Below are 24,173 nucleotides of genomic sequence, written 5' to 3' on the forward strand. Positions count from 1 at the left end.
AATGTAAAAAAGAGGGAGCTTCCCTCTTAAGACGAAACTTGCTGTGACTGTTTTGCAAAAACATGATAAAGAATCAACGCGAAACAGGATAATACAATACCTGCTAAGTATGGAAGTTCGATCATTGCTGTAAACATCTGTCCGGCAATTGGAGGCCCGATGATGCGCCCAAGGGAGTCAAACGAAGAAAGCAATCCGGTAGCACGCCCTTGACCGCTTGATATATGTTTAGTGACTAGCGAGGATACACAAGGGCGGATGACGCCGTTTCCGATGCCAAAAATCGATAAAAATACAGCGGCGGTCAGGAAGTTGTGAACGAATAAAATGAGGGCAAATCCAACGGCTGATACAACGATTCCGCCTTGAATGACGCGGCCTTCACCAAATTTTTGAATTAGTTTTCCAATGAGCCCTCCTTGGACAATCGCGCTTGCAAGCCCCATAATCATAAAAATATAGCCTAATTGCGAGGAATATAATTCTGCGCGTTTTGCTGCGTAGTAAGCAAATGTTGCTTCTAGCCCAGCCAATGAAAAAGTAATAAGCCATTGAAGAAGGTACAGAAATAAAAGCGGCCCTTTTAGTATGTGCCATATCGGTTCTTTTGTTTTTAAAGTTGCCGGTTGTTTTTCTTTTGTCAATGATTCTTTCAAAAAAAGAAGCACGAGACATGCGGTAACAGCGGATAGTATTCCTGAGATAAAGAAAGGAATATGCAAATTTATTTTCGAAAAAATGCCGCCAATCGCAGGACCAAAAATAAATCCAAGACCGGTAGCAGCGCCGATGGCCCCCATTGCTTTTCCACGTTCTTGCGGTGTCGTGACGTCAGCAACGTAAGCCATTGCTGTAGGAATTGTAGCTGCTGATAGCATCCCGCCGATAATACGGGCGATAAATAACATCGTAAGTGTTTTTGCTACGGCAAACAAAAAGAACGAGAGCGACAATCCGGCGATGCCGATTAATAAAATTGGTTTTCGTCCGTAACGGTCGGACATTTGGCCCCAAAATGGAGCGAATAATAGTTGCATCAAAGAGTACGTTGCCATTAGCAGTCCTAATTGCGTAGGAGTGGCACCCACTTCTTCTGCTAAAAAGGGAAGAACCGGGATGATAATGCCAAAACCAGTCATCACCAAAAACATAACGGCAAATAAAAGAGGAAGAAAATTAGACTTTTTCATATTGTTACCTCCGATCGTTCATACTTCTTTATCATAAATGAAGTTTATGGGAATTTGCAAAATATTCTAGGAGGAAACGCACGAGAAACATCCTAATATTGCATCATATTATTGGAGAGATGGAATTTGCCTCGATTAGGAATGCATTAGGCAGATTTTTAATTTCTATATTGGGGTGATGGATGGAGTCAGTATATTCGGCTTGCTTGCGTCATGATTAGGATTTCCTTTCTTTTTATAGCACATTTAAAAAAAGATGAAAAGTTATATTGGATGTAGTTTGTAGACAAACTACTGTTTTATGTATAATTATCAGGGGCAACTTTGAAATGAATGATAGCTAGGTGATGAAAACGATGTTAACATTGAACGATGTTTTAGAGGCAAGGGAAAAAATGAAAGGGATTGTTCATCAAACTCCGCTTGAGCATTCCCAAACATTTACCAATCTTTCTGGCAATGAAGTATACATGAAGCTCGAAAATTTGCAAAAGACGGGATCGTTTAAAGTGCGGGGATCATTTAATAAAATTATGTCGTTAAGCGAAGAGGAACGAAAGCGCGGGGTGATTGCCGCTTCGGCTGGAAACCATGCTCAAGGGGTCGCCTACTCCAGCGGCATGATCGGTATTCCATGTACGATCGTCATGCCCAAAGGAGCGCCGTTAAGCAAAGTGGAAGCAACGAAAGGTTATGGAGCAGAAGTTATTTTACATGGCGACGTATTTGATGAATCGCTTGAGTATGCGTTCGAATTGCAGCGGCAGCGAGGAGCGACGTTTGTTCATCCGTTTGATGATTTAGCGGTCATGGCAGGCCAGGGAACGATTGGCTTAGAAATTATCGAACAGCTCCCGGATGTCGATGTTGTCCTATGTCCGGTTGGGGGCGGCGGACTTCTTGCCGGATTGGCATTTACATTAAAACAGTTGAAACCATCGATTCAAGTATATGGAGTCGAATCGTCTGCTTGTCCTGGAATGACGGCGGCGCTCCGTCATAAAAAGCCAATAACCATTACTTCTTCTGATACGATTGCCGATGGCATCGCTGTGAAAAAACCAGGAAATATCACGTATCAATATATTGAAAAATATGTCGACGGCGTCGTCTGTGTCGAGGAAGCGGAAATTTCTCGAACGATGCTATATTTATTGGAACGTAACAAGCTGCTGGTCGAAGGTTCTGCGGCGTGTCCGCTTGCGGCGCTATTGTACCAAAAATTTCCATTTACTAGAAAAAAAGTTGTCACCATATTAAGTGGGGGCAATGTCGATGTTACCCTCATTTCACGAATCATCGAACGCGGGCTCGTCGAATCTGGACGATTTGTGACATTTACGACTGTTATCTCCGATAAACCTGGCCAGCTCAATAAACTGTTGCGAATTATCGCCGAATTGGAAGCAAACGTTATGTCGATTCACCATCAGCGCATCGGAGCAAAAGTGTTGCCGGGTCAAGCAGAAATTCATTTCTCTCTCGAAACAAAAAATCAAGATCATATCCAGCAAATTCATCAAGTATTATTAAAAGAAGGATATGACGTCGAGTTTCTCCAATAACATCAAGGGATGGCGCAGGCACGCCATCCCATCATGCTTTTTAATGAACGTTTGGCATATCTCGCAGTTTTGTTTGTCCAATTCCATCGTGTGCCATTTTCGCTTTTAGGCATTCAAGAATGTAAAGCCCCACCATTCCCATTAATTCCTCATCGGTCATTTCTTGAATGAGATGCAGCAAATCGTTGCGGTCGAGCTCTTCCAAAATTGACATCGTCATCACTTCCGCATCTTCTTCATCGCCTGTGAGTCGGTTTTTATAGTATTCATATAGCTCGTCAACAAATTTCATTCATTTTTCCTCCATCTGTTTCGTTTATCATCAGTTTGCATAAAACTTATGTATATGATGATTTCCTAATTTTGGTATATTATGATAGTAAAAAATCTAAAAAAGGAGAGAGATGATTCAGAGCCTAACAAAGCATGACCATGACCAGCTTTTTTCATTTCTGCAAAAAGAATTGTCGTTTAATTTGTTTATTATCGGTGACATCGAATTGTTTGGGTATGATGCCGATTTTCAAGAAATTTGGGGAGAATTGGACGGAACAGGCAGGCTAAAAGCAGCGCTGCTTCGGTATTATAATTCTTTTATTCCTTATGCGCAAGGAGATTTTAACGTCGAAGGGTTTGCTGTGTTGATTCAGCAAACGAACAATCTTCTTTCATTTTTGGAAGGAAAGACATTATGCTTTTTATGATAATCCAAAGGCGGCATTTACAAACGATTGGTTTTCGCGATATCGGTACATGGACGATGTATCTCTAGAAAAGGCGGGTTTACTTGACTAAGAAGTAGACCCACCTTTCATGGTTATTGCCCGTCCGCTCCGTTTGGCGTAACCCGGCGAATATGCTGGTCGCCTTTTTCTCTCATCGCCTTTGCCTCGTCGTTAACAAGCTGTTTTTGGTCGACCAACGATGATGGAGTTTGTTTTTTGTTTGCCATATTGATCACCTCATTTGTGATGATTTTGCTCGTTGAATAAACATTTCGGCATCCTCAATTAATCCACATGCGCCGCATTGCACGCGATAGCTTGGGCCGCGGTAAGGAAGATGGAACGGTTCTAACGCATCGTTTGTATATTCTTGTTCAATTTCACCGGTTTGCGGATTCAGTTTTACCGCTTTGGGCTGCTGCTCGATTAAATGAAAGCGCGTTCGATTCGTTTTACAGTTTGGACATAGCATCGGTTCCAAATGAAACCACCTCCCACCCTTATTTTCTTGAAAAGACGCCGTGATTATGTATGAAATGGTGAAAAAATATTCCATATGCCATGGAGGAATCACATACAAATATAGCGCGCATAGTAGTGGATAAAATAGCTGGGTTTTATTGGAGAGCGCAACATAGCGCAATGCCTTTCTGGGAAGTAAAGAAAAATTCCCCAGCATAAAGCTGGAGAATTTTATAACGAACGAAAAAATGTATTCCAATATTTTGCTTGACCGATTGCTCGTTCATCACGAAGCACATCGCCAGGGGCGTTTCCTTCTCCAATCACATAGCCGATATATTCAATTCCCATAAATTGAAAAATGTATTGAAACTGCTGAATGAGCGGGAGACCTTTGATATATGGATTGTCACCGCCGCAAATGATGACAAAGGCTTTTTTCTTTTTCATTTCCTCTTTAAAAGAAAAACGCGTATCTCGCAAGCTTTGTGACCAGCGATCGATAAATTGCTTCATATGCCCGCTCATTCCATACCAATAGATTGGCGTCGCAAATATAAGCACGTCATGCTGGCGAACGAGTTTAATTATTTGATCATAATCGTCGGCAACTGTCGTAAATCCTTCTGGATCATGGCGTTTGTCGACAATTGGCTGAATCAAAAAGTCTCTTATATTGATACGGGTGCAAGAGACTCCTTCCAAAATAACATCTGTCAGCTGTTCGGTATTTCCGCTTTCTCTTGAGCTGCCATTTAACACTAAAATTTTTGCCATCGTATCCATCCTTTCTTCTCCAATCATATGATGATGATAAACGATAGTTGACATTTCCAGCAACCATTCCGTATTTTATAATTAAATGAAATTAATAAATAAAAAATATTTTACTTTTCAGAAAATAGTGGTAATATAAAAGCAAAGGAGACTTTCCATGGCAGAAAAAACATTAAGAGATCGAATTATCGATACTGCTCTTCGTCTATTTGAAAAATACGGCTATCATGGTGTGACGGTTGATCGGATTGTGACGGAAAGCAACACGTCTAAAGGTGGTTTTTATCATAACTTCAAATCAAAAGATGAGCTTCTTTATCACATTCATGACGTATTTATTACGTATGTGTTGAATAAAGCGCAAGAAGCGTACGAAAACTACACCACTTCGACAGAACGCTTATATGCAATTATTCAGTCATTTGTAAAAGTGTTTCATTTATATAAGCCGCATATTACTGTTTTTTACCAAGAAAGCACGTATTTAAAACCGGAATATTCCGAGAAAATCAACCGAAAACGCGATGAGTTTAAGGAAGTGATTTTCCGCGTTATCCGCGAAGGAATAGAGGCTGGGGAGTTTCGTTCCGAGTTATCGGTAGAGATTACAGGAATGTCCATTATCGGCATGGTGAACTGGACATACAAATGGTATAACCCAGACGGTCCGATGACCATCGAACAAATTGCAAACTACTTTGCTGATTTTATCTTGCATTCCATTTTGACGGAAGAAGCAAAGCGGCGTCCACAAATATCGAACTTTTTCATCAAGCCGTTTTCCGGTTCGTTTTCAAAATGAAATTTTTTAAAAAGTGAGAAAAAGGTAAACATTCTTTCGCATGCGAAACAAACCAACTAGTCGGTCTTAATGGTTAAGTGTTTTATCTCTGTTTTTAAAACCGACTAGTCGGTTCAAACATAAATCTGTGAAATGGGGGAGAGAAGATGAATTTTGAACTAACAAAAGAACAACAAATGGTTAAAGAAATGGTTCGTGAGTTTGCGGAGAAGGAAATTGCACCAAACGCAGCGAAATGGGATAAAGAAGCGTATTTCCCTGTTGAAGTTTTTAAGAAGATGGGCGAGTTAGGAATTTTAGGAATACCGTTTCCGGAAGAATATGGCGGCGCTGGTGGAGATACGATTTCATATGCTATAGCCGTAGAAGAAATCGGCCGCGCATGCGGCGGGACTGGATTAAGTTATGCTGCTGCGGTTTCCCTAGGAGCAAGTCCGATTTATTACTTCGGCACGGAAGAACAAAAACAAAAATGGCTTGTACCGATGGCAAAAGGAGAAACGTTAGGCGCATTTGGGTTGACTGAGCCAAACGCTGGGTCCGATGCGGGAGGAACGCGGACGACAGCGGTATTGGACGGCGATGAGTATGTCATTAACGGCGAAAAGTGCTGGATTACTAACGCCCAATATTCCAGACAGGTGATTGTCACAGCGGTAACAGGAAAAGACGAACGGGGCAAAAACATCATTTCCGCGATTATCGTACCAACGGACACTCCAGGATTTACGATCCGTTCGAACTATGACAAAATGGGCGTCCGCGCCTCGAACACGTGCGAATTAGTGTTTGAAAACGTACGTGTGCCAAAAGAAAATGTGCTCGGAGATCCGAAAAAAGGCTTTAAGCAATTTTTATATACGCTGGATGGCGGACGCATTTCCATTGCTGCGCTGGCGGTTGGCATTGCCCAAGCGGCATTTGAGAAAGCGCTTCAATATGCGAAGGAGCGTGTTCAATTTGGTCAGACTATTTCAAAATTTCAAGCAATACAATTCAAGCTTGCCGATATGGCGATGGAAATTGAGCTGGCGCGCAATATGGTGTATAAGGCAGCTTGGTTAAAAGACCAAGGGAAAACGTTTACAAAAGAAGCATCATTCGCAAAACTGTTCGCTTCGGAAATGGGATTCCGCGTTTGCAACCAGGCCATTCAAATTCACGGAGGCTATGGGTATATGAAAGAATACGGAGTCGAGCGCCATTTACGTGACATCAAACTGATGGAAATCGGAGAAGGTACGTCCGAAATTCAACGAGTGGTTATTGCCCGTCAACTTGGATGCTAAATACCGGGAAATGCGCATAAGGTAGAAATGAACTTGTACGAAAAAGGGGAGGAAACGGTTTATGTTGACGGTCACGGTGGGGAAGTTGTTGGAAGAAAAAGCAAAGCTGCATCCAGATCATGAAGCGGTGGTGTACGCAGACCGAGGCTTAAGAATGACGTACAAACAATTTGATGATTATTGCCGTCTTGTTGCGCGAGGATTCATGAGGCTGGGAATCGAAAAAGGAGAACATGTTGCGATTTGGGCGACCAATGTGCCGGAATGGCTTGCATGTCAGTTTGCCACAGGAAAAATGGGCGCAGTGCTTGTCACGGTAAATACGAATTACCGTGCGGCAGAGCTGGAATATTTATTAAAACAGTCTGATTCTACAACCCTTCTTTTGATTGAACAATATCGCGATTCCTCCTACATCGATATCCTTTACGAAATTGTTCCGGAGTTGCGTGAATGCGCACCTGGGCAATTACAGTCAAAACGGCTTCCAAAATTGAAAAACGTTATCGTGATCGGTGATAAGCGTTACCCAGGTATGTATACGTGGAACGATATTCTCGCAATGGCGCACGATGTGACGGAAGAACAACTCGATGAACGGATGAACTCGCTTGATCCGCACGATGTCATCAACATGCAATACACCTCAGGAACAACAGGATTCCCAAAAGGAGTTATGCTCACCCACTACAATATTGTCAACAACGCTTATAACATCGCGCAATGTATGAAGCTGACAAAAGAAGACCGGCTTTGCATTCCAGTGCCATTTTTCCACTGCTTCGGATGCGTGCTCGGTACATTGGCGTGCGTCTCGGTCGGCGCGACGATGGTGCCGATTCAGGAATTCAATCCAAAACAAGTGCTTCAAACGGTCCAAGACGAAAAATGCACCGCACTGCACGGGGTGCCGACGATGTTTATTGCGGAATTAAACGACCCTGATTTTGAAAAATACGATTTATCATCGCTTCGGACTGGAATTATGGCTGGCTCACCTTGCCCGATTGAAGTAATGAAAGCGGTCATTGAGAAAATGGGGGCGAAGGAAATTACGATCGCATACGGGCAAACGGAGTCATCGCCGGTTATTACGCAAACGAGAACAGACGACCCGATTCACCTTCGTGTCGAAACAGTCGGACGTGCGCTTCCAAATGTGGAAGTAAAAATTGTCGAGCCTGGGACAAATAAAGAAGTGCCGCCAGGTGTGCAAGGAGAATTGTGCACGCGCGGTTACCATGTAATGAAAGGCTATTACAAAAATCCAGAAGCAACGAAAGAAGTCATTGATGAAGACGGATGGCTGCATACCGGCGATTTAGCGGTGATGGATGAAAACGGATATTGCCGCATCACCGGCCGTCTAAAAGACATGATTATTCGTGGTGGAGAAAACATTTATCCGCGCGAAATCGAAGAGTTTTTATACCAACATCCAAAAATTTTGGACGTTCAAGTCGTCGGTGTACCAGATGAAAAATACGGTGAAGAAGTGATGGCATGGATTATTTTGAAAGAAGGGGAAACAGCGACGGCGGAAGAAATTCGCGAGTTTTGCCGCGGAAAAATTTCGCGTCATAAAATTCCGCGCTATATCGAATTTACTGATTCGTATCCAATGACAGCTTCTGGAAAAATCCAAAAATTCAAATTGCGGGAAATGGCGAAGCAGCGTCTTAGATTAACCAATTAAACAGCTGCCGTCAAGCGGCGCTTCTTGTGTGAAGCACCGCTTGACAATAAAACGATGACGTAAAGGGTGGATGTGATGTTTTCGAAAGTATTAATTGCCAATCGCGGGGAAATTGCAGCGCGTGTCATTCGTACGTGTAAAAAATTGGGGATTCAAACGGTTGCCGTTTATTCGGAAGCGGACGCCGATTCGCTCCATGTTCAATGGGCGGATGAAGCGTATCTTATCGGTAAGCCGCGCGTTAGTGAAAGCTATCTAAATATCGAGAAAATTATCGAGGTCGCGAAAATGACGAAAGCGGAAGCAATCCATCCAGGGTATGGGCTGCTGTCGGAAAATCCGGAATTTGCTCGCCGTTGTGAAGAAGAAGGAATTGTCTTCATTGGACCGAGGGCGGATGTGATCGCAAAAATGGGAAGTAAAATTGAAGCGCGAAAAACGATGGCAGAAGCTGGCGTTCCGATCGTTCCAGGCATTTCATTTCCGCTCAAAGATATCGATGAAGCAGCCAAAACAGCAGAAGAAATTGGCTATCCAATTATGTTAAAAGCTTCAGCAGGCGGCGGCGGCATCGGCATGCAAATCGTACGCAATGAAGAAGAGCTGCGCAAAGCTTTCGAAGGAAATCAAAAGCGCGCTGCTTCGTTCTTCGGCGATGGCGCGATGTATTTAGAAAAATATATCGCCAATCCTCGCCATATCGAAATTCAGCTCCTCGCTGATAAACATGGAAACTGCATTTATTTATGGGAGCGCGAATGTTCCATTCAGCGCCGTCATCAAAAGGTCATCGAAGAAGCACCATCTCCGTTTTTAGATGAAGAAACGCGGCGGAAAATGGGAGAAACGGCAGTAAAGGCGGCGAAACATATCGGATATACAAACGCGGGAACGATTGAATTTTTAGTCGATGAGCAAAAAAACTTTTATTTTCTCGAAATGAATACAAGATTGCAAGTTGAACATCCGGTAACGGAAGAAATTACTGGCCTTGATTTAGTCGAAGAACAATTACGCATCGCAGCCGGTGAAATGATTCGTTATAAACAGGAAGACATTCGCCGTGACGGCCATGCGATAGAAGTGCGCATCTATGCGGAAGACCCGAAAACGTTTTTCCCATCTCCGGGGAAAATCACGGCCTTCGTGCTGCCGCAAGGTGAATACGTGCGCAATGAAACAGCGGTGCAAAGCGGCATGACGGTCACGCCGTTTTACGATCCGATGATCGCCAAACTGATTACGAAAGGAAACGACCGCCAAGAAGCGATCGAACGCATGGTAGAAGCGCTAAACAACTACCAAATTGAAGGAATTAAAACAAACATTCCAATGCTAAAAGATGTGCTTTCCCATTCTGCTTTTCAAGCGGGAGACACAACAACCAACTTCGTAGAAAAACACTTGCAAACAACAACGACAAAATAAGAAGAAATGGGGGAAGAAAATTATGAGTCAAGTAGTCGCATCAATGGCAGGAAGTGTATGGAAAATTGTCGTATCGGTAGGAGACAAAGTAGAAGAAGGGCAAGATGTCATCATTTTGGAGTCGATGAAAATGGAAATTCCAGTCGCCGCTGAATCTTCTGGGGTCGTTAAACAAATTCATGTGCAAGAAGGGGACTTCGTCAACGAGGGCGATGTGCTTCTCGAACTAGAGTAAGAGGTGAAATGCAATGAGCAAATGGCCAAAGCAAGTCAGAATTAAGGAAGTCGGTCCGCGCGATGGCCTGCAAAATGAAAAAGCGGCAATCTCGACAGAAGATAAAATCGCCTGGATTAATCAATTGTCCAAAACTGGACTCACCTATATCGAAATTACTTCATTTGTCCATCCGAAATGGATTCCGCAACTTTCGGATGCGTTCGAAGTAGCGACGAGAATTGAACGGGCACCCGGCGTGACGTACGCCGCGCTCGTTCCAAACCAAAAAGGATTGGAAAAAGCGCTGGCAGCACAAGTGGATGAGGTCGCGGTTTTTATGTCAGCGAGCGAAACGCATAACCGCAAAAATATTAATAAATCGATTGAAGAAACGTTTCCGGTGCTAGAAGAAGTGGTTCGAGCGGCGAAACAAGAAGGGAAAACCGTTCGCGGCTACGTATCAACCGTATTTGGCTGTCCGTATGAAGGAAATGTATCGGTTGAACAAGTCATTCGCGTTTCTGAACGTTTGTTTGACATGGGAATTGACGAACTTTCTTTGGGCGATACCATTGGTGTCGCCACGCCAAAGCAAGTACAAGAACTGCTTGAAATCGTCTTAAAGCGGTTTCCAAAGGAAAAGCTCGCAATGCATTTTCATGATACGCGCGGCACGGCGCTAGCGAATATCCTTATTTCGCTCGAAATGGGGATTACCAATTTTGACAGCTCTCTCGGCGGGTTAGGAGGATGCCCGTATGCACCGGGTGCGTCAGGAAATGTGGCGACCGACGATTTAGTATATATGCTTCACGGCATGGACATTGCCACAGGAATTGACGTCGGGCGTCTTACGGAAGCGGCGCTGTTTATTCAAGAGAAAATCGGTCGCCCGCTTTCAAGCCGTTACTTGCAAACGATTTCTATGTAAAAAGGGGGCGACATATATGTCAGAACTTGTTCAATACACGGCACTGGAAAACGGGATTGCGATCATTACGTTAAACCGTCCCGAATCGGCAAATGCGCTATCGACGGCATTGTTATATGAATTATCGCATCTTCTTTACGACCTCGCTTTCCGGCGGGACATTCGCGTTGTCATTTTTACCGGAGCAGGTGAAAAAGTATTTTGCGCTGGAGCTGATTTAAAAGAGCGCGCCGGCATGAACGAAACGGAAGTACGCAAAACGGTGACGCTGATTCGTGAAACCATTAATCAAATAGAGCAGCTCCCGCAGCCGGTGATTTGCGCGCTAAATGGTTCCGCGTTTGGCGGAGGGCTTGAGCTTGCGCTTGCGTGCGATATTCGCGTTGCCGCAGACACGGCGCAGCTTGGCCTTACGGAAACATCGCTTGGAATCATTCCGGGAGCGGGAGGGACGCAACGGCTTCCGCGCCTAATCGGAAAAGGGAAGGCGAAAGAATTAATTTTTACAGCAAAACGCATTACCGCCAAAGAAGCGGAACAAATCGGCCTTGTTGAATACGTTGTACCGCGCGAGCAACTGATGGAAAAGGCGATGGAAATCGCCGAACAAATCGTAGTGAATGCGCCAATCGCCGTCATGCAAGCGAAAATTGCGATCAACCGCGGTTTAGATGTTGATTTAGCGACAGGATTGCGCATTGAACAAATGGCATATGACATCACGATTCCAACAAAAGACCGTCTCGAAGGACTGCAGGCGTTTAAAGAAAAACGAAAACCGGTCTACAAAGGGGAATAGGGGGAAGGCACATGCAAACAAACGATGTGATGAACAAGCAAAACAAAACACTTACAGAGCAATTGACGGAGCGAATCAAAAAAATCGAACAAGGAGGAGCTCCAAAATATCACGAGAAAAACGCCGCACAAGGAAAATTGTTTGTCCGTGACCGCTTAAAATTATTGTTGGACAACGGACTGGAATTTGAAGACGCTCTCTTTGCGAACTGCCTAGCTGATGGACTCCCTGCCGATGGCGTTGTTACAGGAGTCGGAAAAATTAACGGTCAAACGGTATGCGTAATGGCGAATGACTCTACGGTGAAGGCAGGTTCATGGGGAGCGCGCACCGTTGAAAAAATTATTCGCATTCAAGAAACCGCGGAAAAGCTTCGCTGCCCTATTCTATATTTAGTGGATTCTGCTGGCGCGCGCATTACTGACCAAATCGAAATGTTCCCGGGCCGGCGCGGCGCAGGAAGAATTTTCTATAACCAAGTGAAATTATCAGGAAAAGTGCCGCAAGTCTGCCTCTTGTTTGGGCCGTCTGCAGCTGGCGGGGCTTATATTCCGGCGTTTTGCGATATTGTCATTATGGTGGAAGGAAACGCCTCGATGTATTTAGGCTCGCCACGCATGGCGGAAATGGTGATTGGGGAAAAAGTAACGCTCGAAGAAATGGGCGGCGCCCGCATGCATTGCACCGTTTCTGGATGCGGGGATGTACTCGTAAAAACGGAAGAAGAGGCAATCGCCTTCGCCCGCCGTTATTTATCGTATTTTCCAGCAAACTACAGCGAAAAACCGCCAGTAGCGGAAGCGAAGCCGCCGAAAGCATTTGAAAAGACGATTGAAGAGATCATTCCGGAGAACCAAAACGCTCCGTTTAATATGTATGATCTCATTGAGCGCGTGATCGACGAAGGATCGTTCTGTGAAATTAAGAAGCTGTTCGCGCCGGAATTAATTACAGGATTGGCGCGCTTAAACGGACAACCGATCGGGATTATCGCCAATCAGCCGCGCGTAAAAGGCGGTGTCCTGTTCCATGATTCCGCTGACAAAGCGGCAAAATTCATCACTCTTTGCGATGCGTTTAACATTCCGCTTCTCTTTTTAGCGGACATTCCTGGGTTTATGATCGGGACAAAAGTCGAGCGCGCCGGAATTATTCGTCATGGCGCGAAAATGATTTCAGCAATGTCGGAAGCGACTGTCCCGAAAATTTCCATTATCGTGCGGAAAGCGTACGGTGCCGGACTTTATGCGATGGCAGGGCCGGCGTTTGAGCCAGATTGTTGCTTAGCGTTTCCAAACGCGCAAATCGCTGTGATGGGTCCGGAAGCAGCGGTAAACGCCGTGTATGCAAATAAAATTGCGGAACTGCCAGAGGAAGAGCGGGCGGCATTTGTTGAGCAAAAAAGAGAAGAGTACCGCCGCGATATCGATATTTACCGCCTCGCATCCGAAATGGTCGTAGACGGCATCATCGCTCCGAATAACTTGCGAGATGAGCTAATTCGCCGTTTTGATGCGTATATGTCCAAGTATATGACGTTTTCGGAACGAAAACACGGTGTATATCCGGTTTAAAGTTTTAAAGCTAGTTGACGAAAAAATAAATAAATCATCCACTTGCAAAACAAAAAAAGATTTTGTATTATAATAATCACCAAAAATCATCTGCTGCGTTGCACGTTGAAGAATGAAGTTTCAACCGATGGCAATAGAAAGGGAGTTCTATATCGAAACGGGAATGTCATGCCTCCCTACTTTGGTAGGATCGAGGACGACAGGAACGTTTCTGCGAACACCCACCTGGTGGAGTGTGGTTGAGAAACTGCATTCAACCAACGGCAAACGCGGCAATATGCATGTGAAAATGAAAAAGCCGATCTCTTGCATAGAGATCGGCTTTTCTCATGCATGTTTTTAAAATGAAAACAATAGAATTGATTTTTAACATAAACATGTTATAATCATATTTCGTATAGAAATAATTCGTATTGAAATTATTTCTATTAGATACATATAAGGAGGAGGGTTCATGGAAAAACTCAGTCGAGAAATTATGTATTCGGTTTTCCGAATGCAAAAAGCATTGTATCGGCTCGTCCGAGAAGATGCTGCCCGGGTGGGAATTACGGAAGTACAATTAATGATTCTTTATACGTTGTTAAAAAAAGAAAATATTCGTTTAAACGATTTAGCAGAAAAATTAAATTTAAGTAATAGCAATGTCAGCGGTACGGTAGAACGACTTGTCAGCGCTGGGTTAGTAGCGCGTGAAACATCGAAAGAAGATCGCCGTGCTGTTATATTGAGTTTAACCGATAAAGGCAGGCAAAAGATTAAAGAAGCGTTTAATCACGAATCCGTCCTTTTGCAACGACTGCGAAAAATAGAGCAAACGATTGATACGGAAGAAATTTTACAATTTCTTTCGATCCAACAAAAAATGAAAGATATTTTATTAGGGGAGGAATGAGGGAGTGAACGTAAAAAGATTAATCACATTAAATATTATTGTTCTTATTTTACTTGTAGGAGGCGGCTTTGCTGCTTACTATTATCTAAATGAAGTAACAAATTATATTAAAACGGACAATGCGCGTATTGACGGTCAAGCCATTTCTATTGCTTCGCCGCTTTCCGGAAAATTGACTAGTTGGTCCGGAAATGTAGGAAAAACGTTTAATAGCGGCGATAAAATTGGCGAAGTATCAGACGGTGAACATAACATCCCGGTAACCATTCCACATCATATGACAATCATTCAACAAAGTGCGGTGGAGAACTCTTTTGTCCCAGCTGGGATGACGTTAGCGCGCGGTTATGATTTGGATGATTTATGGGTAACGGCAAATATAGAAGAAACACATATTGAAGACGTAAAAGTAGGCCAAGATGTCGATATTTATGTGGATGCCTATCCAGATCGCAAATTTACAGGAAAAGTAGAGAAACTTGGATATGCGACTGCCAACACATTTAGCTTGCTTCCAAGTTCCAATAATACAGGGAACTATACGAAGGTGACGCAAGTAATTCCAGTGACAATTTCCATTGACGATTATAATGGGGCGGGGCTAGTGCCAGGAATGAACGTCACCGTTCGCATTCACAAGTAGGTGATTGGATATGTCAGCGTTTTTAACTGGCTATATTATATTTTCAGGTCTCATTCTTGTTGTTATTAATTTGGCGGTGAGAAGACGAAAACGTGATGCGGAACGGACGGCACAAACGGACACAATGACTGCGAATAGTAATGAAGAAAGGGTGCAAACAGCGGCGTCACAGCGTCAAGCAGCATTGGCGAATATTGGAGATAGTCGGACGAAAGTAATAGCCACGATCATGCTTGGAGCGTTTGTGGCCATTTTGAATCAAACGCTCATTAACGTTGCACTTCCGCATATGATGAGCGATTTTAACGTAGAAACATCGACTATTCAGTGGCTTGTTACGGGATACATGCTCGTTAATGGTGTCTTGATTCCAATTAGCCCATTTTTAATCGCGAAGTTTCCGACGAAGAAGTTGTTCTTGTCGGGAATGTTATTTTTTGCGATTGGTGCCTTTATTTGTTCTGTTTCTCCTTCTTTTGCCATCGTGCTAATCGGTCGTCTTATTCAAGCGATAGGTGCAGGAATTATTATGCAATTGATGATGGTCATTATGTTAAATATTTTCCCGCCAGAGAAACGTGGAGTAGCAATGGGGACAGTTGGGATCGCAATGATGTTTGCGCCTGCTGTCGGTCCGACATTATCGGGATGGATTGTTGAACATTATTCATGGCGTCTTTTATTCTACGTCGTATTGCCCATTGCGATTATTGATATTGTGCTAGCTTTTCTTTGGCTGAAAGATACATCGAGAACAGGCAATCCGCCATTGGATCTACGAGGAGCAATTTATTCCACCATCGGTTTCGGCGGTGTGCTATACGGATTTAGTGAAGCGGGAAGCAATGGCTGGGGGCAAACAAACGTCATTGTGTCGATTATCATCGGTGTTATATTCATTATTTTATTTGCATGGCGTTCGCTAATAGTAGAAAATCCGATTTTAAACTTTCGAGTGTTTAAATATAATGTTTTCACATTATCTACTATTATCGGCTGTGTGATCAATATGGCTATGTTTGCCGCGATGGTGCTGCTTCCGGTCTATTTGCAAAACTTGCGCGGCTTTACACCGCTTGACGCCGGTTTACTGCTCTTGCCTGGCGCGATCGTGATGGCCATCATGTCGCCGATTTCCGGATGGATTTTTGACCGCATTGGCGCGCGGATGCTGGCTATTGTCGGTTTAGTCATTACGGTTGTGACAACATGGGAGTTCAGCAAGCTGACGATGGATACGCCATATAGCCATATTTTGGCGCTTTATATTTTCCGCATGTTCGGTATGTCGATGTTGGGGATGCCGATTATGACGGAAGGGCTAAACGCATTGCCCCGCCATTTATACAGCCACGGAACGGCGATGGCGAATACGTTGCGTCAAGTAGCGGCATCGTTGGGAACAGCTTTCCTCGTTACCGTGATGTCAAACCGATCGAAGTTTCATGCGGAAAATTACCGCAATGAAATGACCGAAAATAATCCGTTCTTCATGGACATTGTAACGCATCTCAAACAAGTCATTCCAAGCGATGAAGCAATTGTACAGATTCTAAACGGTATGGTGCAGCAACGCGCTGCGATAGAAGGCATTAACGACGCGTTTTTTGTCGCAACAGGACTCGCGTTTCTTGCGCTTATTTTAGCTTTCTTCTTAAAAGGGAAAAAGAAAAATATTCCGTCCTCGTAACGCGGAAGAAAATGCTGACGCAAAAGGGTCGTTTAATACGTCCTTTTTGCGTCAGCTTTTTTATTAAAGTTTTTCCATTTTGTATTTTTTACTCTAGATCGATCATCATCCCCTTTCCCTTTTTCTATGATCGTTATCCATGATGTACGAAAAATGGCGTGCTGTTTCGAATCGTATAAAAGTGAAAGAAAAGGGGGGATTCGGTTGGAACAAAGCCGATGGCAAACGAGAAAAAACAAGAGGAAATCATATTGGAAGAGAGCGGGAATCATTGTTGCTCTTTTCCTTATTGGCAGCTACATTGCCGTTCAAGCGTATATTGCGACTAGAGATATTAGCAAACTTGATCATCCGCTGCCTGCTCCAACCATTATTTATGATCAAAATGGCCGCGTGGCGAGTAAAATTTCCGCATCCAAGATGGAAGCCGTATCGATAGAGCGCATTCCAAACCACTTTTTAGAAGCGATCGTCGCCACGGAAGACCGCCGTTTTTATGATCATGAAGGAATTGATTATTTCGGTATTTTGCGGGCGCTCGTCCACAATATGAAAGCTTTAGAATGGGCGGAAGGCGGAAGCACCATTACACAGCAGTTAGCAAAAAACGTGTTTTTAACGAATGAAAAAACGTTGCGTCGCAAATGGGAAGAATGGTTTATCGCGAAAAAAATCGAGCGAACGTATTCGAAAAAAGAAATTTTAGAAATGTACGTCAACCGTGTTTACTTTGGCGAAGGAGCATGGGGCATTAAAAAAGCGGCGGAGACCTATTTTGGAAAAGATGTTTCCGAATTAACGGTAAGCGAATCCGCGCTGTTAGCAGGGCTGATTAAAGCCCCGTCCGCTTTATCGCCAGTCAGCCATTATGAAAAAGCGATTGCCAGAAGAAACGTTGTGCTTCAGCTGATGAAGGAACAAGGATATATGGATGCACAAACGTTTTTGCGTGCCAAGAAAGAAAAGGTTGTCATACAAAAAGAAAAAGCAGATCCTTACAAAGGAAAATATCCGTATTACGTCGATCATCTCATTCAAGAAGCGATCGAACGGTATCATTTAACGCAAAATGAAGTGCTTTCCGGAGGCCTTCATATTTATACGGAGTTGAACCCTCATATGCAGGATGCGCTAGAGGCGGTGTATCAAAATGACGCTCTATTTCCAAAAGGAACGGACGATCAGCTTGTCCAAAGCGGCGCGGTGCTTCTTGATCCGAAAACAGGCGGGATCAAGGCGTTAATTGGCGGGCGCGGTGAACATGTATTCCGTGGGTTTAACCGGGCGACGCAATTAAAGCGGCAGCCAGGGTCGACGATGAAGCCGCTTGCCGTGTATACGCCAGCGTTAGAACAAGGCTACCATATATTTGACGAATTAAAAGATGAGCCGATGGAATTTGATGGTTACCGTCCCGAAAACTATGATCACTCCTATCGCGGTACGGTGACGATGTATGAGGCCGTTATTCATTCGCTAAACGTTCCAGCTGTATGGCTTTTGGATCAGATTGGACTCAAGAAAGGAATCGATGCGTTACATCGATTTGGCATTCCACTCGAAAAAGGCGATCATTATTTGGGAATCGCGTTGGGAGGAATGCAGCGCGGTGTATCTCCATTGCAAATGGCAGAGGCATATTCCGTGTTTCCGAATGACGGCGTGCGAACAGACGCGCACATTATCACGAAAATCGTCGACCAAAACGGCAACGAAATCGCGAAATGGCAGCAACATGATGTGCGTGTCACATCAAAAGAAGTGGCCCAAAAAATAACGTTTATGCTCGAAGGGGGTGTAAAAGAAGGAACAGGGAAACTCGCACGCATTCCTGGGAGGGCGTTAGCGGGAAAAACAGGATCGACCCAAGTTCCGTTAAACGGAGTAAATGGGGTAAAAGATCAATGGATGGTTGGCTATACTCCCCAGCTTGTTGGAGCTGTCTGGCTTGGGTATGATCATACCGATGAACGTCATTATTTACGAACGGCAAGCAGCCAAACGGTTGCCGTTATTTTCCGTGAAATCATGGAAAATGCGCTCGAAGGCACCCCAGCGCAATCATTTGCATATCCGGCTTTAAAGAAAGAAAAGAAACAATGGCAACAATGGCATACACAAAAGAAAGAGAAAGAAAAACGAAAGAAAGAAGAGGAACAAAAACATGAACGCGGCCCGAAAGAAAAAAGAGAGAAGGAAAAACGACCGCACCACTGGCATGACAAACATGAAAAGAAACATAAAGAAAAAGGAAAAGGCCATAAACATGGTGATTAAAATCGGATTGGCGTCATAACCAATCCGATTTTTTTAGTTCTGATTTTTTGTTTCCGCCGCATATATTAGGACAAAGTGATGAAAAAGGAGGGGGAGGTCTATGGCTTATTTCGGTTCGAAAGGTTGGCTCGTCCAGCAGTTGAAAGAGGCGGGAATTCGCCGTCATCCTGTGGAAAGAAAAAAATTAGAAACGTATAGAACAGCCATTTTATATGGACTGTATCAAAAATATGTGGCGAAAGACCGTTAACCGAACGCTGCCATCGCGTTCGGTTTGTTTTTTGCGCCAAAATAGGTCATCATAAAAAGGAAAGGAGGTTGATTGATGGTAATGAAAAAAAGATTTGTCGTCGAAGAACATGAGACGATTGACCAATGTCTGGAGCGTATAAAAGCTGAAGGATATCGCCCGATTCGCCGCATGGAACGGCCGATTTTCCGTGAAGTGAAGAAAAATGGAGAAACGGTCATTGAACCATGTGGAAGAATCATCGAGTTTGAAGCTGTCTTAAATGAATAAACGAGAATACCAAAATAGGCATTCTCGTTTATTGCTGCAAATCGCGCGTTTTTTTCGCTTCATTATGATTTCCGGCCGGATTGCCGCTTGATGCTTCGTATCCGACTCGATATACGTAGTTTTTTGGCGCGTTGATCACGTTATCCATGTTGTATTGATCTAAATCTTGTTGGAATTGACGTTTGCTCGGGTGTTTTTCCATCGTGTCTCCTCCCATATTTTCAAAACTTCCATCCATAGCATGCCCAACCGCACTCCCATTCATCGAAAATTAATTGATATTGCAGCCAAATCGAAATATCGTTAAAATGGGAATAGTAATGATGACAAAAAAGGAGAGTCGAACATGATTCATCGTACTTGGTTAGAACGCCCAACGTTAAAAAAAGTGAAATGTGTACATACAAACGCGGAAAAATATATCGTTAATCATGTGTTAACACCAGGGAAAATATATGAAGTGAAAAACGAAACTGAAGAGTTTTATTTTATTATTGATAATACCGGAAAAATTGGCGGATTTTATAAAGACTATTTCGAGGAAGTACAAGAGGCGAAGTAAGGGCAGGCAAATTCAGCGTTCTATGAATCGTGAGATCATTGCTCGATGAATGCTATCAAGCTATAAAGGCAGTCTTCTTTTATCAAAGAAGACTGCCTTTTCGCCTATTAGGAAGCGAACGATTTCTCTTTCGGCAACCACCATGTAAGCACCCCAAACAGCGGAAGGAAACTGCATAATATCATTAGAGTATTTAAATTATACAAATCAGCAATTTTTCCAAGAACAACAGCCCCAAGCGCTCCCATCCCAAACGCAAGGCCAACGATCAGCCCCGACGCCATGCCGACATTTCCGGGAAGCAATTCTTGGGCATACACGACAAATGTGGAAAAACTTAATGATAAAATAAAACCGGCAAGAAAAATGACAGGCAGTACCCATGCAAGTGGAAGATATGGAAGCATGAGGGCAAACGGCGCCGTGCCGAGCGTCGAAAACAACATTAAATTTCGTTTTCCGAATCGATCCGCCAGCGGCCCGCCTACAAATGTCCCGATGGCTCCGGCGATCATAAAAACAAACAAATAAACTTGTGCTTCTTGAATCGGCACATGATAGTGTTTCATTAAATAAAATTGATAATAATTGGAAATGCCGGCCGAGTACCATGACCTTGCAAACACTAAAAAGATTAATAGCGTTAAGGCAAACATGATATTTCGTTGCTTTTTGACATCGCCTTTTTCTGCCTTGGTTTGTTTCTGAACCGTTTCGTATTCTTTAAGACGGAGCGAATACCAGCGCGACACGCGAAACAAAAGAACGATGCCAAAAGCAGCAATCGCGGTGAACCAAGCTGCGCCTTTTTGCCCAAACGGAACAAAAATCAGTGCTGTAAATAATGGAGCAAGGGCATTTCCCGTATTCCCACCCACTTGATAAATGGATTGGGCAAATCCTCTTTTTGCTCCTGCGGCAAAATATACAACGCGCGACCCTTCGGGATGAAAAATCGCTGAGCCGAACCCTACAAACAAGACGGATAATAAAACAAAGAAAAAATGCGGTGCAAACGCAAGCCCAACCATGCCAAGCAAGCTCGCTGCCATTCCGAGCGGCAGGAAGTAAGGAGAGGGGGTTCGGTCCGTAAAAAAGCCAACAACCGGTTGCATCACCGAAGAGGTCATATTTAAGGTAAAGGCGATCCATCCAATTTGAGTATACGATAAATTCATGGATGCCTCTAAAATCGGAAACAACGCCGGAACGACCGCTTGCATCGAGTCATTCAATAAATGGCCTAAACTAATCGCGATTAAAATGGGATATACGGTTGTTTGCACCCCCGCGACACGTTGGACATTCACTTGCATTTCTCCATCCCCCTTATCGTTTTCAAAAAAAATCCCCTTCGCTTAAAGCGAAGGGAGCCATTTATTCTTTATTCCATTATAACCCATTTGAAGGTGATTGCAATAACATATGTTTACGTTCTAGCCAAAAATGATCGAAGATGCATCACTGTCTAAATTTCTCTTTTCCAGACGTATCAATGGAAATTTTTACTTTAATCTTTTTTAAATTTTCGTCTGTTAATGGAATCTTTCCGTTTTCGGAAAACTTCTTCCAATCTTCTGGTTTTTTGCGATACATCGCTTCAGAGAGGTTAAGGGTATCAATATCGTATTTTAGCCCCAATTTGTAGAGGCTTCTTATTTCATCTTCCACCGTTTTTTGCGCCAGGCGAACTAATTGTTTTTCTGTTAATTTTTCCCTTAACTCAATCACGCTTCCACTGCCGGATACCTCGATGTTAAATACAGGAGTATTTCCTTTGATTTGGTAAGAAATTTTTGACTTTGGTTGAAGAACAATGATCGATGCAATGACTTTGTTCCCTTTTTTGACATAAATAGGAGTTCTGCTTATTCCTTTTTCCATCCATCTGATTCCCCATAACTTAGAGCGGTCAAAACATTTTTGAAGTTCATAATCGTCAACAAAGCACATCCCTTTTAAATTTAACATTGGTTTTTCTTTTTTATCTTCCGCCCAATTGTGCGTAGTAATGTTGAGATAAGGAAGCCGCACTGTTGTTGAAGCTTCATTGGCATCAGCGACAAAGCGATTTAAGTGAATCGGCTGAATAAATGAGCTTTGCTGAAAAATCTCTTCAGGATTGGATAATAAAGAATAGTATGGGGATGAATGCAAAAGCGGTGCTGCCCCAAAAAAAAGTTTTTTTAATGGCTCATCTGTCGCATAAACCCATAGTGTAGGCCTAATTTCGTTATATCGGTCTAAAATGTCCAAGACGTCTTCTAATACTACTTTCTTCAAGGCTCTTTTTGTAAACACGATACTTTTCACATGCCCCCATGATACCATTCGTTGAATAGAAGGATACAGATTATCGGTTGCGATATTAAATGTTTCGCCTGTGACTTTTCCAACGGCAATGCCTGATTTTTCTTTGGCGCCTCCGCTCTCGACTTTCGCTAATCCGGCGAAGCTAGTAAACGCCACATAAACGATAAACCGATCATTCTTATAATCAATTCCGATTGTACCAACATAAATAAGATGATCAATATTTTGCGCTCCCCAGCAGCCTGTTAACAAAAATATAGAGATCAAAAAGGAAAAGGAGGCTTTACCTTTCAATTCGCTTCCCCCCTTGGTGTATCGTCCTGCGGTTTTACCAAATCCGCTCTCTTTTTGAATATTTTCCAACCATTCGGAATTAAGACTTTGAAAATATCCCTGGTTGGAGGAGAGAACGGGGTAAGATACGGAATTCCAAATATGGTTAAATTAGCTGTGTATGTTAAAAGTATAAATAAAGAAGCGATAAACCCAAATAACCCTAGTACAGAAGAAGCGGCTAAGACAATAAAACGTAATAACGTCACGGTTCCAGCCAAGTTTTGATTCACTAATGTAAACGTGGCGATAACGGAAATGGCCGCAACAACAAGGCTTCCCGGTGTGAGTAAGCCAGCGCTGACAGCCGATTGCCCAATAATCAATCCGCCGACAATCGATAACGTTTGCCCGATCGCTAACGGCAAACGCATGCCCGCTTCTTTAACGATTTCGAACAGCCCCACCATGATAAACATTTCTAGCGGAACAGGCAATGGCACTCCTTGCCTGGAAAGCACAACCGTTCCTAAGAGAGTGAATGGTATTTCTCCTGGATGAAACGATAGTAAGGCGGCCCAAAATCCGGGTAAATAAATAGCCGCGGAAATTCCCATGAAGCGAATGATTCTCTGAAAAATGACAAAGATAGGTGTTGTAACGTTATCTTCCGATGTATTCAGTAAAAACAATAAGTTTCCCGGACCAATAATGACGGTAGGAGCACCGTCTAGCAGGATGATAAATCTTCCATTTAATAAACAATTGGCTGCAAAATCCGGCCGCCCTGTGTATGCAAATAACGGAAACAGCGAGAACCGTTTATCGCCAATCAGCTCTTCCAACTGATTGGTACTCATCAGGGAATCAATATTTAACTGTAAAATTCTTTTTTTCACCTCATTAATCATTTCATGATTCGCGATGTCCTCTATGTACATTAATCCCACTTTTGTTTGGCTTCTTGTGCCGACGATAAATTGTTCATAACAGAGCTTATGGGATTTAATTCGCTTGCGGATGAGCGCGACGTTTTTCGAAATTTCCTCGATAAAACCGTCTTTCGGACCGCGGATCGACACTTCCGTGTTCGGCTCTTCCGGGTCGCGGTTTGGCGGTTTAGCAAGCGTAAGGGAATATAAAACGTCCGCTTCTTGAAAGTAGACTAATAAATCACCGCTAAAGAGATGAAAATTCAGATCGTCAATACGCACTTCTTTTCCAAGCAGCTCTATTGGCAGCAGTTTGTTCGCTTCAATCTCCTCCACTGATTGGCAAGGATATTCGCGGCACATTTCACGAAATGCTGGAAAAATGGCCTGTTTCATCAGCTGGTTGTCACACAGCTCCTCACAATAGACAAACACTAAGGTAAGCGTGCCGCTTGCGGTTTTTGCCGGCTGAATCGTTGAGGTTATAATCGCGACATCTTTACAATTTGAAAAAATATCGCGCAACGTTTGCTCGGAAATGATGAGTGTTTCCTGTCCGCTATGATCATTTGGATTTTTTTTGATTTGTGGTGCTCTTAAAGGAATTGGCATG

26 protein-coding genes and 1 other RNA gene are annotated in these 24,173 nt (G+C 43.4%); 18 read left to right on the forward strand and 9 right to left on the reverse strand.

The features are described 5' to 3' along the window. Positions 1-26: 26 nt before the first annotated feature. Complete coding sequence (locus tag QSJ37_RS01350; protein WP_285752995.1) at positions 27-1,190, reverse strand: MFS transporter; 1,164 nt, start codon at positions 1,188-1,190, stop codon at positions 27-29. Between the two features lie 356 nt (positions 1,191-1,546). Between QSJ37_RS01350 and ilvA the strand changes: the two genes are divergently transcribed. Beyond that, entirely contained in the window at positions 1,547-2,755 is a 1,209-nt protein-coding gene (gene ilvA / locus QSJ37_RS01355) for a threonine ammonia-lyase (protein WP_015864028.1), read from the forward strand. 40 nt (positions 2,756-2,795) lie between these two features. Here the strand turns inward: ilvA and QSJ37_RS01360 are convergent, their stop codons facing one another. Further along, positions 2,796-3,047: a DUF6154 family protein gene (locus tag QSJ37_RS01360; protein WP_285752998.1), complete on the reverse strand. Its 252-nt coding sequence runs from the start codon at positions 3,045-3,047 to the stop codon at positions 2,796-2,798. Positions 3,048-3,159: 112 nt separating this feature from the next. Here QSJ37_RS01360 and QSJ37_RS01365 point away from each other — a divergent pair, with 112 nt between their 5' ends. Then, entirely contained in the window at positions 3,160-3,459 is a 300-nt protein-coding gene (locus tag QSJ37_RS01365; protein WP_285753000.1) for a hypothetical protein, read from the forward strand. A gap of 113 nt (positions 3,460-3,572) precedes the next feature. Here the strand turns inward: QSJ37_RS01365 and QSJ37_RS01370 are convergent, their stop codons facing one another. The 3 genes from QSJ37_RS01370 to QSJ37_RS01380 form a co-directional block, all read right to left on the reverse strand. Next, a complete protein-coding gene (locus QSJ37_RS01370; protein WP_015864025.1) occupies positions 3,573-3,707 on the reverse strand; it encodes a hypothetical protein in 135 nt (44 codons plus the stop codon). A gap of 5 nt (positions 3,708-3,712) precedes the next feature. Continuing rightward, on the reverse strand, positions 3,713-3,961 hold the full coding sequence (locus tag QSJ37_RS01375) for a hypothetical protein (protein ID WP_015864024.1): 249 nt from the start codon (positions 3,959-3,961) through the stop codon (positions 3,713-3,715). Positions 3,962-4,173: 212 nt separating this feature from the next. After that, complete coding sequence (locus tag QSJ37_RS01380) at positions 4,174-4,710, reverse strand: flavodoxin family protein (protein WP_285754717.1); 537 nt, start codon at positions 4,708-4,710, stop codon at positions 4,174-4,176. A gap of 166 nt (positions 4,711-4,876) precedes the next feature. Between QSJ37_RS01380 and QSJ37_RS01385 the strand changes: the two genes are divergently transcribed. The 15 genes from QSJ37_RS01385 (at position 4,877) to QSJ37_RS01455 (ending at position 19,480) form a co-directional block, all read left to right on the forward strand. After that, positions 4,877-5,521, forward strand: a complete 645-nt coding sequence (locus tag QSJ37_RS01385) for a TetR/AcrR family transcriptional regulator (protein WP_285753007.1) — start codon at positions 4,877-4,879, stop codon at positions 5,519-5,521. A gap of 146 nt (positions 5,522-5,667) precedes the next feature. Beyond that, the gene (locus QSJ37_RS01390; protein ID WP_285753009.1) at positions 5,668-6,810 is read left to right on the forward strand and encodes an acyl-CoA dehydrogenase; all 1,143 of its coding nucleotides are present in this window, start codon (positions 5,668-5,670) and stop codon (positions 6,808-6,810) included. A 61-nt stretch (positions 6,811-6,871) separates the two neighbouring features. Next, positions 6,872-8,506, forward strand: a complete 1,635-nt coding sequence (locus tag QSJ37_RS01395; RefSeq protein ID WP_171699265.1) for an AMP-binding protein — start codon at positions 6,872-6,874, stop codon at positions 8,504-8,506. Between the two features lie 75 nt (positions 8,507-8,581). Continuing rightward, positions 8,582-9,934 (forward strand): acetyl-CoA carboxylase biotin carboxylase subunit, encoded by a 1,353-nt coding sequence (gene accC, locus QSJ37_RS01400; protein WP_285753013.1) that lies wholly within the window; start codon positions 8,582-8,584, stop codon positions 9,932-9,934. Between the two features lie 22 nt (positions 9,935-9,956). Beyond that, on the forward strand, positions 9,957-10,169 hold the full coding sequence (locus tag QSJ37_RS01405) for an acetyl-CoA carboxylase biotin carboxyl carrier protein subunit (RefSeq protein WP_015864019.1): 213 nt from the start codon (positions 9,957-9,959) through the stop codon (positions 10,167-10,169). Between the two features lie 13 nt (positions 10,170-10,182). Further along, positions 10,183-11,082 carry a hydroxymethylglutaryl-CoA lyase gene (locus QSJ37_RS01410; protein WP_285753018.1) on the forward strand — a complete coding sequence of 300 codons (900 nt, stop codon included), beginning with the start codon at positions 10,183-10,185 and terminating at the stop codon, positions 11,080-11,082. Positions 11,083-11,098: 16 nt separating this feature from the next. Beyond that, positions 11,099-11,881 carry an enoyl-CoA hydratase gene (locus QSJ37_RS01415; RefSeq protein ID WP_285753020.1) on the forward strand — a complete coding sequence of 261 codons (783 nt, stop codon included), beginning with the start codon at positions 11,099-11,101 and terminating at the stop codon, positions 11,879-11,881. Positions 11,882-11,892: 11 nt separating this feature from the next. Next, the gene (locus QSJ37_RS01420; RefSeq protein ID WP_062677702.1) at positions 11,893-13,455 is read left to right on the forward strand and encodes an acyl-CoA carboxylase subunit beta; all 1,563 of its coding nucleotides are present in this window, start codon (positions 11,893-11,895) and stop codon (positions 13,453-13,455) included. Positions 13,456-13,542: 87 nt separating this feature from the next. Continuing rightward, a non-coding RNA gene (gene ssrS / locus QSJ37_RS01425) (6S RNA) lies at positions 13,543-13,734 on the forward strand. Positions 13,735-13,909: 175 nt separating this feature from the next. Further along, positions 13,910-14,350, forward strand: coding sequence for a MarR family winged helix-turn-helix transcriptional regulator (locus QSJ37_RS01430; RefSeq protein WP_015864015.1), 441 nt, complete (start codon positions 13,910-13,912; stop codon positions 14,348-14,350). Positions 14,351-14,354: 4 nt separating this feature from the next. Continuing rightward, complete coding sequence (locus QSJ37_RS01435; RefSeq protein ID WP_285753056.1) at positions 14,355-14,993, forward strand: HlyD family secretion protein; 639 nt, start codon at positions 14,355-14,357, stop codon at positions 14,991-14,993. 10 nt (positions 14,994-15,003) lie between these two features. After that, complete coding sequence (locus QSJ37_RS01440) at positions 15,004-16,683, forward strand: DHA2 family efflux MFS transporter permease subunit (protein ID WP_285753058.1); 1,680 nt, start codon at positions 15,004-15,006, stop codon at positions 16,681-16,683. A 204-nt stretch (positions 16,684-16,887) separates the two neighbouring features. Further along, the gene (locus QSJ37_RS01445) at positions 16,888-18,960 is read left to right on the forward strand and encodes a transglycosylase domain-containing protein (protein ID WP_285753061.1); all 2,073 of its coding nucleotides are present in this window, start codon (positions 16,888-16,890) and stop codon (positions 18,958-18,960) included. 100 nt (positions 18,961-19,060) lie between these two features. After that, on the forward strand, positions 19,061-19,210 hold the full coding sequence (locus QSJ37_RS01450) for a YflJ family protein (RefSeq protein WP_082798119.1): 150 nt from the start codon (positions 19,061-19,063) through the stop codon (positions 19,208-19,210). A 75-nt stretch (positions 19,211-19,285) separates the two neighbouring features. Continuing rightward, complete coding sequence (locus tag QSJ37_RS01455) at positions 19,286-19,480, forward strand: NETI motif-containing protein (RefSeq protein WP_062677698.1); 195 nt, start codon at positions 19,286-19,288, stop codon at positions 19,478-19,480. A 28-nt stretch (positions 19,481-19,508) separates the two neighbouring features. On the opposite strand, the gene QSJ37_RS01460 is transcribed toward QSJ37_RS01455, so the two are convergent. Beyond that, positions 19,509-19,682 carry a hypothetical protein gene (locus QSJ37_RS01460; RefSeq protein WP_162839684.1) on the reverse strand — a complete coding sequence of 58 codons (174 nt, stop codon included), beginning with the start codon at positions 19,680-19,682 and terminating at the stop codon, positions 19,509-19,511. A 144-nt stretch (positions 19,683-19,826) separates the two neighbouring features. Here QSJ37_RS01460 and QSJ37_RS01465 point away from each other — a divergent pair, with 144 nt between their 5' ends. Next, entirely contained in the window at positions 19,827-20,042 is a 216-nt protein-coding gene (locus tag QSJ37_RS01465) for a DUF6501 family protein (protein WP_062677696.1), read from the forward strand. Between the two features lie 107 nt (positions 20,043-20,149). Here QSJ37_RS01465 and QSJ37_RS01470 read toward each other — a convergent pair whose 3' ends face one another. The 3 genes from QSJ37_RS01470 to QSJ37_RS01480 form a co-directional block, all read right to left on the reverse strand. Beyond that, positions 20,150-21,358, reverse strand: a complete 1,209-nt coding sequence (locus QSJ37_RS01470) for an MFS transporter (protein ID WP_285753069.1) — start codon at positions 21,356-21,358, stop codon at positions 20,150-20,152. A gap of 145 nt (positions 21,359-21,503) precedes the next feature. Beyond that, positions 21,504-22,649 (reverse strand): Ger(x)C family spore germination protein, encoded by a 1,146-nt coding sequence (locus QSJ37_RS01475; RefSeq protein ID WP_285753071.1) that lies wholly within the window; start codon positions 22,647-22,649, stop codon positions 21,504-21,506. After that, the gene (locus QSJ37_RS01480; RefSeq protein WP_285753074.1) at positions 22,646-24,172 is read right to left on the reverse strand and encodes a spore germination protein; all 1,527 of its coding nucleotides are present in this window, start codon (positions 24,170-24,172) and stop codon (positions 22,646-22,648) included. The genes QSJ37_RS01475 and QSJ37_RS01480 overlap by 4 nt, the downstream gene beginning before the upstream one ends. Position 24,173: the final 1 nt, after the last annotated feature.

Source organism: Parageobacillus sp. G301 (assembly GCF_030268025.1).
Lineage (GTDB): Bacteria > Bacillota > Bacilli > Bacillales > Anoxybacillaceae > Parageobacillus_B > Parageobacillus_B toebii.